General features: G+C 69.6%; 8 protein-coding genes. 1 reads left to right on the forward strand and 7 read right to left on the reverse strand.

The window, feature by feature from the left end:
* Nucleotides 1-127: 127 nt before the first annotated feature.
* Nucleotides 128-859, forward strand: a complete 732-nt coding sequence (locus ACFFGH_RS00450; protein ID WP_386663913.1) for a DUF4142 domain-containing protein — start codon at nucleotides 128-130, stop codon at nucleotides 857-859.
* 201 nt (nucleotides 860-1,060) lie between these two features.
* Here ACFFGH_RS00450 and ACFFGH_RS00455 read toward each other — a convergent pair whose 3' ends face one another.
* From ACFFGH_RS00455 to glyQ, 7 genes are all read right to left on the reverse strand, one after another.
* Nucleotides 1,061-1,936, reverse strand: a complete 876-nt coding sequence (locus ACFFGH_RS00455; RefSeq protein WP_386663914.1) for an MBL fold metallo-hydrolase — start codon at nucleotides 1,934-1,936, stop codon at nucleotides 1,061-1,063.
* Between the two features lie 15 nt (nucleotides 1,937-1,951).
* Entirely contained in the window at nucleotides 1,952-2,161 is a 210-nt protein-coding gene (locus ACFFGH_RS00460) for a hypothetical protein (RefSeq protein ID WP_386663915.1), read from the reverse strand.
* An 85-nt stretch (nucleotides 2,162-2,246) separates the two neighbouring features.
* On the reverse strand, nucleotides 2,247-6,440 hold the full coding sequence (locus tag ACFFGH_RS00465; RefSeq protein ID WP_386663916.1) for a translocation/assembly module TamB domain-containing protein: 4,194 nt from the start codon (nucleotides 6,438-6,440) through the stop codon (nucleotides 2,247-2,249).
* The gene (locus ACFFGH_RS00470) at nucleotides 6,437-8,221 is read right to left on the reverse strand and encodes an autotransporter assembly complex protein TamA (RefSeq protein ID WP_386663918.1); all 1,785 of its coding nucleotides are present in this window, start codon (nucleotides 8,219-8,221) and stop codon (nucleotides 6,437-6,439) included. The genes ACFFGH_RS00465 and ACFFGH_RS00470 overlap by 4 nt, the downstream gene beginning before the upstream one ends.
* A 272-nt stretch (nucleotides 8,222-8,493) precedes the next feature.
* Nucleotides 8,494-10,569 carry a glycine--tRNA ligase subunit beta gene (gene glyS, locus ACFFGH_RS00475; RefSeq protein WP_386663920.1) on the reverse strand — a complete coding sequence of 692 codons (2,076 nt, stop codon included), beginning with the start codon at nucleotides 10,567-10,569 and terminating at the stop codon, nucleotides 8,494-8,496.
* Complete coding sequence (locus ACFFGH_RS00480; RefSeq protein WP_386663921.1) at nucleotides 10,566-10,913, reverse strand: cupin domain-containing protein; 348 nt, start codon at nucleotides 10,911-10,913, stop codon at nucleotides 10,566-10,568. The genes glyS and ACFFGH_RS00480 overlap by 4 nt, the downstream gene beginning before the upstream one ends.
* Nucleotides 10,910-11,827 (reverse strand): glycine--tRNA ligase subunit alpha, encoded by a 918-nt coding sequence (gene glyQ, locus ACFFGH_RS00485; protein ID WP_386663923.1) that lies wholly within the window; start codon nucleotides 11,825-11,827, stop codon nucleotides 10,910-10,912. The genes ACFFGH_RS00480 and glyQ overlap by 4 nt, the downstream gene beginning before the upstream one ends.
* Nucleotides 11,828-11,851 lie beyond the last annotated feature (24 nt).

The following is an 11,851-nucleotide window of genomic DNA, read 5'->3' on the forward strand; positions in this document are numbered from 1 at the left end:
CCGTTTCGCGCTAGCGCGGCCGTGTCGCCGCCTTCACGTTGCGTGGAATCCCCGATGACCTAGCGTGCTGCCACCGGCCGACCGGCTGGATTGTTATGCGCGCAAGCGCCCCACTGGAGAATTCGGCATGAAAACCAAGAACCCACTGATCCTGTCCACCGCCGTGCTGTCGATGGCACTGCTGGCTGCCTGCGGTGGCGAGCGCGAAGGCGAGAACAATGCGGTCGGCGATGAGGACGTCACTGTCCCGGCCGAAACCAACACGGCCATGGTCGATGACCCGACCGCGACCGCCAGCGTCAACGACCCGCTGCTGGCCGAAGGCGCGCCGGTCGAGTCGACCACACCGGTGGCCGAAGGCGATGCGCTGGGCATGATCATTGTCGTCAACGAGCATGAAGTCGCTGCCGCCGACCAGGCCGTTGCGAAGAAGGTCAGCGCGCCGGTCAAGACCTATGCCGACATGATGCGCACCGAGCACACCGCGAACATGGAGCAGGCGCGCACGGTCGCCGGCACCGCGGGCGTGCAGGTCGGCGACGGCCCCGAAGTCGGCGCACTGCGCACGCGCTCGGAAGCGACGCGTACCCAGCTCAACGGCATGGAAGGCACGGCGTTCGAGCAGGGCTATGTCGATGCGATGATCAAGGATCATCAGATGACGCTGCAGATGCTCGACCAGCGGCTGATCCCGGGCGCGCAGAACGCGGCGATCAAGCAGTACCTGCAGACCACGCGCGAAGCGGTCGCCAAGCACCTCGAAGCGGCCCAGCAGCTGCGCAGCCAGATCGGCGGCGCTGCAGCACCGGGCGCGACCACCCCGGGCCAGGCCCAGCCGACGCCGGCTTCGCAGTCCTAAGCGTTGCCAGATGCGGTGGCCGCACGCGCAGGCGTGTGGTCACCGCAGCATCGGTGCGTGGCGTGATGCTGCGTGCGGATGCATACCCGGCGCCGCCCTTTGGGGCGTCGTCGTCGTTTCAGTGCTTTCTGATCGCAGCGTAGCCGGAAGTGGACACGGGGCACGCTGGGCACGTGCCGCAAGGGCCTGTGCGATAAGCGTCTAGCGACTGCCCGGACCGCCCACGCGCGCAGCCGTCAAACGCTCGAACTCCACCGCGTCGTGCGCGCTGAAGATGCGCACCTGGTCGCCGTGCTGCACGGCAAGCTCGCGCAGCCGCTGCTGGTTGAGCAACCTCGCGGTGCGATCGACCTGCATGACCCGTTGCAGCAGCGCGAGCCCCGGCGTGCAGCGCGGCAAGGCCGGGCCGGGCACGCTGCGCTGCGGAATTTCGTCGCGGAAGAAGTACGCATCGCCCGCGTGCAGCAACCACTGCGCACCGTCGTGCACGGCCACGCCGCAATGGCCGTACGTGTGCCCCACGAGCGGCACCATCAGGATCTCGGGCGGCAGCCCTTCGATCTCACGCACGCAGCGGAAGCCGAACCACGGCTCGCCGTGCGCGACATAGGTCTTCCACTGGATCGTCTGGTCCCACTGCCGCGGCCGATAGCGCTGGCGCGCGATAAAGCCACGCCGGTGCGTCGCGGCGTTGAGTTCCTCGGCATAGACATGCACGTGCGCATACGGGAAATCCTCGATGCCGCCGGCATGGTCGAAATCCAGATGCGTCAGCACGATGTGGCGCACGTCGCGCGTCGCATACCCCAGCCTGCGGATCTGCTCGTCAGCGGTCTCGGCCATCTCAAGCCGCGGCCGAAGCAGCGCGCGCATCGGGCGGCCCAGGCGCTCACGGGCCTGGTCGACATCCTTGCGCCCCAGCCCCGTGTCGACGAGCACGAGGCCGGCGTCGGTTTCGATCAGCAGGCAATGACAGACCGTCGTCGCGCTGCCGAAGCCGCGCGTGCGGTCATCGACCAGCCGCCCGCCGAGCGGGCACATCGTTCCGCAGTTGAGATGATGGACGCGCACCGTCATCTGCGCGAAGCCGCGTCAGTCGCCCAGCGCGCCGGGCGGCTTGCGCCCGGGCGCGGTGTCCTCGCGCGCGGCCTGGTCGGTGTACGGGTTCACATGGCCGGGATTGGGAATCGAGATGTCGCCGCCCTGCTCGGGCTGCGAGGCGTAGTCCAGCGGCTTGCGCAGCTCGCCACGCTCGTGGTCGACGGCCTCGCCCGGTGGGTGGCGGTTCGGGATCTTGCTCATGGCATCGCTCCGGTCGCGGGTGGGGCCATCCAAGCACGTCACCCGCGTTCGATCGGTGAAACGGCGCGCGCTGTTTCTGGGCGCGCTACTTCTCGATGCGGTAGTTCACCGAGCCACGGTTTTCAACCGAACTCGATTCGACCTCGAGCACGAACGCCTCCGAGATCAGGTACTTCAGCAGCAGCACCTGGCCGGTGCCGAGCAGCGATACGCCGTAGCCGATGTAGAGCTTCGGCGAGAGGTACTTGCCGATGCCGAATACGCTGCCGCCGAGCGAGCGGCTCTCGATGGTGCCGGCGTCGTCGAGGCCGATGCGCGCACCGAGCTGCGAGGCGAGCAGGCTGCCGCCGGCGGTCAGTGCGGCGTTCGCGGCATTGAGCTGGTCGCCTTCCTCGCCGGTGACGGTCGACAGCGGACGGCCCAGCGCGAGGTAGGCAAGCGCTTCGGACTGCGAGCCGCCTTCGCTGGACCACACCGACGCGCGTGGCGCCGAGGCGCGGCCGCGCACGTCGACGCCGGCGGTGATGTCGCCGATCTCGCGCTCGGCGCGGATGTCGAGAATCGGATCGTTGACCGGCCCGCCCGACCAGTTGAGCTGGCCGCGTTTGATCGTCAGCTCCTGACCGTACGCCTCATACCGGCCGTCGATCTCGAGCTGGCCGCGCGCGGTCATCTCACGGCCCGGCGCAGTGCGCACGCGCAGCTGGCCGTCGAGGCCGCCGGCCAGGCCGAAGCCGTTGAGCTCGACGTCCTCACCGAGCACCAGCGTGAGATCGAGCACGACCGGGGTTTCGAGCTCGGCGGTCGCGCCGTCGATCGGGTCGAGCACGACCACGTCGGATGATGCCTTCACCGCGCGGTCGAGCCGCTCGAGATTGATCTCCGCCGACGGCACGCGCACGGTGCCGGTCACGGTGATCGGATCGGCGAGCGGCACGGTCACGCGCACGTTCGGATCGATCACCGCTTCGAGCTGGCGCGTGTCGGCAGCGAGGAAATTCTCGCCGGTGACGTTGAGCACCAGCGGCGCGGCGCCCGATTCCAGGCCCAGGCGGCCGTCCAGCCGCAGCACGCCGTCGCCGGAGCGCACGCGCCCGGTGATCGCGGCGCTGCCATCGGGCCGCGCATCGAGCCGCGCCTGGCCTTCGCGCAGCGTGATGCCGAGCGACGGCACTTCGGTGGTGAACTCGTCCAGGCGCGCCTGCCCGCCGATCGTCGGATTCGAGCGCGTGCCGCCCAGCGTGATGTCGCCGCTGAGCCGGCCGTCGGGGTCGACGATGTCCGGCGAGAACAGCTCCATCCAGGTCAGCTCGTTGGTGTTGACGCTGATCGCGCCGGTCAGCGGCGAGTACGCATCCCAGCCGGTCGCCACGCGCGCGGCGAGGCGGCCGTTGCCGGTCAGGCCGGCAGCGAGTTCGGCATTGAGGCGCTCGGGCGTGAACGTGGCTTCGAGGGCAAGGTTGTCGTACCCGAGCAGCTCGCGTTTGGCATCACCGAGCCGCAGGCCGCCGCCGCTGGAGCGCAGCTTGGCCTGTCCGCGCCAGGCGTTGCCGACCGGCTGCAGCTGGGCATCGAGCGCGAAGTCACCGCGCAGGTGCCATTCACGCCCGTCGCGTTCGGGCAGGTAGGGCTCGACGAGGGCGAGCGACAGCCCGCTGCCTTCGACCTCGACGCCACGGCTCGGCCAGTTCGCGCTGGCGCACAGCGTGCCTCCGCCGCCGACGGCGGCCAGGCACGCGCGCTCGAGCGTCGCGCTCTGCCCGGCCCATCCGAACGAGGCCGGCGACTGCAGCGCCCAGGCGTCGCCGGGCTCGGGGTCCAGCCGCAGCGAGCCGATCGTGCCGGTCCAGGCCTGCCCGCGCCTGCGTAGCTGGCCCTCGAGCGCGAGCGCGCCGGCGTCGCCACTGGCCTGCGCCTCGAGCGACAAGGCCTCCACCGCACCGCGCGCCTGCAGCACCAGCGAATCGATCGGCAGGCCGGCCTGCAGGCCACTTGCACGCACTTCGAGTGCGCCCGGGCGGGCGCTCGCTTCCCACGGCAGCCGCCCCTGCGCCGACAGCGAATCGGCGCGCATCGCGCCCCACTGCAGGTTGTTGCCTTCCAGGTCGGCGACCACGCTCGGCGCGGTACGCGGGCCGCTGAGCTGCAGCGTGCCGCGCAGCACGCCGTCGGCGTCGGGCGCGAGGTCCGCAAGCTGCAGCGGCAGCAGGCGCACGTCCACATCGAGCACGTCGGCGATCGTGCCTTCGGCATCGATGCGGCTGTTGCCGATGCGCAGGTCGACATCGCCGCGGTAGCGCACGGGGCGCGCGCCACCCAGCCCCTCGATCGCGACCTTGGCCTCACCGCCCAGCGCGCGCCCACGCAGCGTTCCGCCCAGGCGCTCGATGTCGACGAACGCATCGAGCGGTACCGGATCGCCAGGCGTGACGTCGCGGGCGCGGCCGCGCGTGCTCAGGCGCGCGTCGACCGCGCCGTCCCAACCGTCGAGCACGAGCGAGGGATCGAAATCCGACAGCCTCGCCTCACCCTGCCACTGCAGCTGCGGTTCGGTCGCAAACGTGCCTTCGAGCGCGAGCTCACCATCGCCGAGCGACAGCGCGGCCTCGGTGGCGAGCTGCTGGCCGCGCATCGTCACCACCGCCTGGCCGCCGAGGCGGCGATCGCGCAGCTGCCCGCCGAGGTCGCGCAGCGTCGCAGTGGCATTGAACCCACCGGTTTCGAGCGCGCGGCCTTCGCTGGTCAGGGTGCCGCGCACGGCGCCATTCCAGCCCGGCGCGAAATAGCCCGGATCGAACCCGGCCAGCTGCGCGCGCAGGTCCCAGTGCAGGCGCGGGTCCCAGCCCACGGTGCCGGCCACGTCGAGCGTGCCGGTCGGCATCGCGACCTTGAACGTGGTCAGTTGCAGCTGCTGCTCCTGGCCGCGGCCGGCCAGCTGCAGCGTCGCGGCCTCGCCGTCGCGTTCGAGCCGCGCATTGCCAGCGACCGCCCAGGCGGCCTGCGTGCCGGTCAGGTCGAACGTGGCGTCGGCGGTCACCGGCGTACCGGCGGCATCGCCCCACTGCAGGTCGCGCGCACGCACGGCGTAGCGCAGCTCGCGCGCACCCGGCTCGCCTTCCTCGCCGAAATCACCGCGGCCACGCACGACGATCTCGCCGCCGAATGCGCGCACGACGAGCGGGTCGAACGCGAGCACCTGCTCGGAGATCGTGATCTGCGACGGCAGCAGCGTCGCGCTGAACGCGCCCTGCTCGACCTCGCCCTGCGCCCGCATGACGCCGCCAACGCCGCTGGCGCGCAGGTGCAGCGACAGCGGTGTCTGGCTCGGCGCGTCGGCGCCGGCCAGCAGCGCCGTGTCGAGCGCATCGGCGTCGGCGCGCAGCTGCCAGCGCGCGCGCTCGGTATCGGCCACGCGATCGTCGCCCGGGATCAGCGGCGCGCGCAGCGTCAGCGTGGCACGCACCGGGCCCGGCGCGGCGCCGGCGACCGCGGCATCCAGGTGCGTGAGATCACCACGCGCGACGAAACCCAGCCGCAGCGGCGCGCGGCGTTCCGGTGTCGGGATCACCGCGGCCGCGGTCAGGTCCATGCGGTAGTTGTCGGCCGGCGCATAGGTGCCGTCGGCGGTGAAGCGGCCACGGTTGCTGTCGATGACGAGGTCTTCGACCTCCAACGATCCCGGCTCGGCGGCCAGCCCGCCCCGCAGCCGGTCGATCGCGATCACCCGCTCACGCGCGCGGGTGACGACGAAGTTGTCGATGACGATGTCGTCCGCGCGCAGCGCGAGCGGCGGGTTGATCTGCGGCAGCACTTCCGGCCAGCGCGGCAGCTCGAACGGCTCGTCGCTCGGCGCGAGCTGCAGGTGCGCATCGCGCACGACCAGTGCATCGAGCACGACCCTGCGCCCGAACAGCGGACGCAACGCCGGATCCAGCGTGACCAGCTCGGCGGTGAACACGACCTCGTCCCACGTGAAGCGCACATCGTGCAGCGTCAGCGGTCCCGATGCCGGGCCTTCGGCCTTTTCCCAGGTCAGCGTCGCGTTCTCAGGCAGGCGCGCAGTGATCTGCCGAAGCAGCAGCTCGCGCCCGCCGATCGTCGTCAACAGCCAGTAGCCGAATACCGCGAGCGCAAGCGTCAGCAGCCCGGCGATCAGGCTGCTGCGGATCGCGAGCTTGCGGGTACGCGCATGGCGGCGTGCACGCAGCTCGGCGATGCGCGCCTCGCGCTCTTCCGGCGTCGGTGCGTCCGGGTCGTGCTTCGCGTCAGGCAGCGTCACAGCTCGGCTCCGAGACTGAGGTAGAGCTGGAACGACGAGTCCGGATCATCGAGCCCATGCGCGATGTCCACGCGCACCGGGCCGACCGGCGAGCGAAAGCGCAGGCCGACACCGACGCCGGTGCGCCAGTCGGGCGAATCATTGAATGCGCTGCCGCTGTCGACGAACACCGCCGCACCCCACCGCTCGGTGAAATAGCGCTCGTACTCGACGCTGCCGGTGACGACGTTGCGCGCGCCGATCGCGTACTGGCGTCCTTCCGGGCCGACGCGCGGGCCAACCTCGCGGTAGGCGTAGCCGCGGATGCTGCGGTCGCCGCCGGCGTGGAAGCGGATCGCCGGCGCCAGCGAGCCCACCGGGTCTTCAATCAGGGTGCGGCCGACCTCGCCGCGCAGGATCAACCGGCTGCGCTCATCGAGCCCGCGGAACCAGCGCGCGGTCGCCTGCACCTGCGCGAACGTCGCGTCCGAACCCACGCCCTCGACGCCGCCACGCAGCATCAGCGTGCCGCCGAGGCCGTCGCGCGGCTCGAGGCGGTTGTCGACGTCGATGTATTCGGCGCGGATCGACGGGAACGTAAACGTCGCGTAGCGGTAATCGACCGGCGCGTCGTCGGCCTCGACATCCTCGACGGTGTAGGCCCAGCGCTCGCGCAGCGCATGCACCGCGACGATCGCGGTGAGATATTCGTTGAGCTCGCCGCTGCGGCTGGCGACGAAATCGATGCGGCGCGTGTCCACGTAATCGGTCTGCTCGTCGGCGGCCTGCGCGCTGAACGTGTACCAGCCGTCGAACCACGCGAACGCCGGAATCCGGTAGCGCAGCGTCAGCGTCTTGCGCCTTTGCAGGTAATCGAGCTGCGCGAGCGCCTTGTGGCCGCGCATGTTGAGGTAACGCCGCTCGACGCCGAGCGTGACACCGCCACCGCTGTCGGTGCCGTAGCCGAGGCCGGCGGTGTAGACGCTGCGCTTGGCCGGCACCAGCGTGACCAACACCGGCACCTCGCCGTCCACCGCCTTTTCGGGCATGGGCTCGATGTCGATCGCGGTGAAATAATCGAGCCGGCGCAGGCCTTCACGCAAACGGTCGAGCTTGCCCTGGTGGTAATAGCTGCCCGGTTCCCAGTACACCAGCCGCTCGAGCAGCCGCTCGTAGACGATCTGCCTCGGGGTCTGATTGAATTCGACGTTGCCGATGTTGTAACGCCTGCCGCTGTTCCAGATCAGATCGATATCGGCCGCGTTCTCCGCGCGCGTGACCTCCACGCGCCGGCTTTCGAACGTGGCATCGAAATACCCGCGCTCGGCGAGCCGGCGGCTGATCTGCGCCTTGCTCGCCTCGTACACCGGATGCTCGAACACCTCGCCCGTATCGGGTTCGAACTCGGCAAGCTCCTCACGCAGGTAGCGGTCGTCACGGCCATCGCCCTCGATCGCGACGTTCGTCTCACGCACGCGCACCGGCGCGCCCGGATCGACGGTAATCGTGACGTTGACGCCACCGGCGCCCGTGGAGCGGTCGACGCGGATGCTCGGCGAGTAATACCCGAACGGCTCCAGTGCGCCGCGGGTTTCCTCCTCGGCTTCGCCCAGCAGGTATTCCAGCCGGCGGTCCGACAGATCACGGCCGGCCGCATCGACGAGCGACAGCGACTGGCGCACGTTTTCGGTCATCTCTTCGTCGAGACCGACCACGTCGACGCGGGCGACCTCCGCGGCTTGTGCAATCCCCGCGCAGGGCGCGAGCGCGGCGATCAGTAGAAGTCGGGGCAGGCAGGGCATCGACGCAGCATACGCACCGCATGTCGAGATCCTATTAAGGTCGCGTCCGCTCGCCGCGCCCATGCTCGCGCTTGGCGATGGCGTGTTTCGGGCTTTTTGCATGCCTGCAGGTGACGAGCCCGGCTGCGCCGGGCGTGCGTGTTGCACGCCGGCCACGCGATTCGAACGACGGCGCGATGACGATGCTCGCGCGCCGCCATCGATCATCCAGGGACTTCCGCGGGCCGCCGTTGCCCGCTGCCGTGACCCGCCCGCATCCGGGCGGGCGCAGGTCAGATCGACAGGTGCTCGATCGCCGCCACGCTGCCGAGGCGATCGGACAGGCGCTTGAGCAGCGCAAGCCGGTTCGCGCGCACCGCCGCATCGTCGACGTTGACCATCACCTTGTCGAAGAACGTATCGACCTGCGGACGCAGCCGCGCAAGCCGGCCCAGCACGGCGACGTAATCGCGCTGCTCCAACGATGCATCGGTCTCGGCGATCGCGGCATTGACCGCTTCGGCCAGTTCGCGCTCGGCGGCTTCGGAAAACAATGCCGGATCGATCGCGGTCGGCACGTCGCCTTCGACCTTACGCAGGATGTTGCGGATGCGCTTGTTCGCGGCTGCGAGCGCGGCCGCCTCGGGCAGCGCCGCGAATTCACCGAGCGCCTGCAGGCGTGCGTCGAAATCGGTCAGCGAATCGTGGGCGACGTTGTCGACCGCCTCGAACTGCTCGGCGGCCACGCCGCGCTCGGCGTAGTACGCACGCAGGCGGTCATAGACGAAGCGGGTGACGTCGAAGCTGCCCACGTCCTTGGCCTGCACCGGCTGCAACGCCACCGCGCGCTCGATGAGCTCATGCAGCAGCACGTCGTGGCCGCCCTCGAGCAACGTGCGCGCCAGGCCCAGCGCATTGCGGCGCAGCGCGAACGGATCCTTGTTGCCGGTCGGCCGCAGGCCCGCCGCGAAACCGCCAGCCAGCGTGTCGAGCCGCTCGGCGATCGCGAGCACCTGGCCCGGTTTCGACGGTGCGATCGCATCGCCACCGAAACGCGGCATATAGGCCTCGTCGATCGCGGCCGCGATGTCGTCCGGCGCGCCTGCGGCCTTCGCGTAGTAACGCCCGGCAATGCCCTGCAGCTCGGGGAACTCACCGACCATGCGCGATTGCAGATCGTTCTTGCTCAGCTGCGCGGCGCGGCGTGCCGATGCGGGGTCGACGCCGACATCAGCCGCCACCGCTTCGGCGAGCTGCGCGATGCGCGCGACCTTGTCGGCGATCGTGCCGAGCTTGGCCTGGTAGGTCACGCTCGCGAGGCCCTCGCCCATCGCCTCGAGACCCTGCTTGAGGTCCTCGTCGAAGAAGAACTTCGCATCGGCAAAACGCGGGCGGATCACGCGCTCGTAGCCCTTGCGCACTTCGCTTTCGTCGCGCGATGCGATGTTTGCGACGCCAACGAAACGTTCGCTGAGCCGGCCTTCGGCGTCGAGCACCGGGAAGAACTTCTGGTTCGCCTCCATCGTAGCGATCAGCGCTTCGGACGGCACCGCGAGAAACTCGCGTTCGAACCCGCAGAGCACCGCAACCGGCCATTCGGTCAGTCCGTTGACCTCCTCCAGGATGCCCTCATCGATACGCGCTGCGCCGCCGGCGGCCTGCGCCGCGGCCTCGACCTCGCTCACGATGCGCGCGCGGCGTGCGTCGGGATCGACGAGCACGTGCGCATCCTCCAGCGCCTGCACGTAAGCGTCGGGCGATGCGATCGCGACGTCGCCGGCATGCATGAAGCGGTGGCCACGGCTGGTACGGCCGCTGCGTACGCCGAGCACCTCGGCATCGACCACCTCATCGCCGAACAGCAGCACCAGCCAGTGCACGGGCCGTGCGAAACCATACTCGCGTGCACCCCAGCGCATCGGCTTGGGGATCGGCATCGCCGCAACCGCCTCGCGCACGATGTCGGCGAGCAGGTCGGCCGTCTTCGCGCCCGGCTTGACCGCACGATGCACGAAGCGCTCGCCCTTGTTGTCGCTGACCTTCTCGAGCTGCGTCCAGTCGATGCCGGCCTTGGCTGCGAAGCCCTGCAGCGCCTTGGTTGGCGCGCCATCGGCATCGAGTGCGATGTTGACGTAGGGGCCGAGTACTTCCGAGCGCTGCTCGGGCTGCTCGGTCGCAACCGCCGGCAACTGCACCGCCAGCCGGCGCGGCGAGTACAACGCCTTGGCCTCGCCGCGCTCGAACGCGACGCCGCGCTTGTGCAGCCCGTCGATCACGCCATCGAAGAACGCCTGCGCGAGCGACGGCAGTGCCTTGACCGGCAGTTCCTCGGTGCCCAGTTCGATCAGAAGCGGCTGCATCGTACTCATTCGGATTCCTGGCAAAGCGCGGCTTCACCACCCTCGGGGCCGTAGAACAGCACCCAGGTGGCGAAGTCGCTGCTGAAGTTTTCAAAACGGTGTTCGACACCGGCGGGTACGAACAGCACTTCGTCGGCACAGAACGGCTGACGGGTATCGCCGTTGATGAATTCGCCGTGGCCGGCGATCACGACATAGACCTCGTCGCGCGTGTGCGGCGTCTGCAGGTCGCGCCCGACCGGGCGGTAGACCTCGATTTCCAGCGAGCCATGCGCGAACACGCGCATGAACGGTGCTTCGCCGCCCTGCGAGAGCGCGGCCAACGCGGCCTCGGGAGTGAGGCGATCGCTCATGCCCCGGCCTTGCGAACGCCCGGAAAGCCCAGCTTCTCGCGCTGCGCGAAGTACGCCTCGGCCACGCCCTGCGCAATGCGGCGCACGCGAAGGATGTAGCGCTGGCGCTCGGTCACGCTGATCGCGCGGCGCGCATCGAGCAGGTTGAACGAATGCGAGGCCTTGCACACCTGGTCATACGCCGGCAGCGGCAGGCCGAGTTCGATCAGCTTCAGCGCCTCGGCCTCGCAGGCATCGAAGCGGTGGAACAGCTCGGCGACGTCGGCGTGCTCGAAGTTGTACGTGCTCTGCTCGACCTCGTTCTGGTGGTAGACGTCGCCGTAGGTCACCGGCGTGCCGTCCGGCCCGTAGGTCCACACCAGGTCGTACACGTTGTCGACGTTCTGCAGGTACATGCACAGACGCTCGAGACCGTAGGTGATCTCGCCGAGCACCGGCTTGCACTCGATGCCGCCGGCCTGCTGGAAGTACGTGAACTGCGTGACTTCCATGCCGTTGAGCCAGACCTCCCAGCCCAGGCCCCAGGCGCCGAGCGTCGGCGATTCCCAGTTGTCCTCGACCAGGCGCAGGTCGTGCACCTGGGGGTCGACGCCAAGCGCCTTGAGCGAGTCGAAGTAGAGCTCGACGATGTTGTCCGGGCTCGGTTTCATCGCCACCTGGTACTGGTAGTAGCGCTGCAGGCGGTTCGGGTTTTCGCCGTAGCGGCCATCGGTCGGACGGCGGCAGGGCTGCACGTAGGCGGCATTCCACGGCTCGGGGCCGAGTGCGCGCAGGAACGTGGCCGGATGGAACGTGCCGGCGCCGACTTCGAGGTCGAGCGGCTGGATCAGCACGCAACCGCGCTCGGCCCAGTAGGCGTTGAGGCGCTGGATCAGTTCCTGGAACGTCGGGGACACGCGGTGCGGTGCGGGCATGGGGTCCATTGCGCGGCGCAAAGC

It is taken from the genome of Lysobacter korlensis (assembly GCF_042434515.1).

Excerpts from the sequence above, each read along its gene's own strand:
- ACFFGH_RS00450 (WP_386663913.1), top strand. The coding sequence starts at position 128 with ATGAAAACCAAGAACCCACTGATCCTGTCCACCGCCGTGCTGTCGATG.
- ACFFGH_RS00455 (WP_386663914.1), bottom strand. The coding sequence starts at position 1,936 with ATGACGGTGCGCGTCCATCATCTCAACTGCGGAACGATGTGCCCGCTC.
- ACFFGH_RS00460 (WP_386663915.1), bottom strand. The coding sequence starts at position 2,161 with ATGAGCAAGATCCCGAACCGCCACCCACCGGGCGAGGCCGTCGACCAC.
- ACFFGH_RS00470 (WP_386663918.1), bottom strand. The coding sequence starts at position 8,221 with ATGCCCTGCCTGCCCCGACTTCTACTGATCGCCGCGCTCGCGCCCTGC.
- glyS (WP_386663920.1), bottom strand. The coding sequence starts at position 10,569 with ATGAGTACGATGCAGCCGCTTCTGATCGAACTGGGCACCGAGGAACTG.
- ACFFGH_RS00480 (WP_386663921.1), bottom strand. The coding sequence starts at position 10,913 with ATGAGCGATCGCCTCACTCCCGAGGCCGCGTTGGCCGCGCTCTCGCAG.
- glyQ (WP_386663923.1), bottom strand. The coding sequence starts at position 11,827 with ATGCCCGCACCGCACCGCGTGTCCCCGACGTTCCAGGAACTGATCCAG.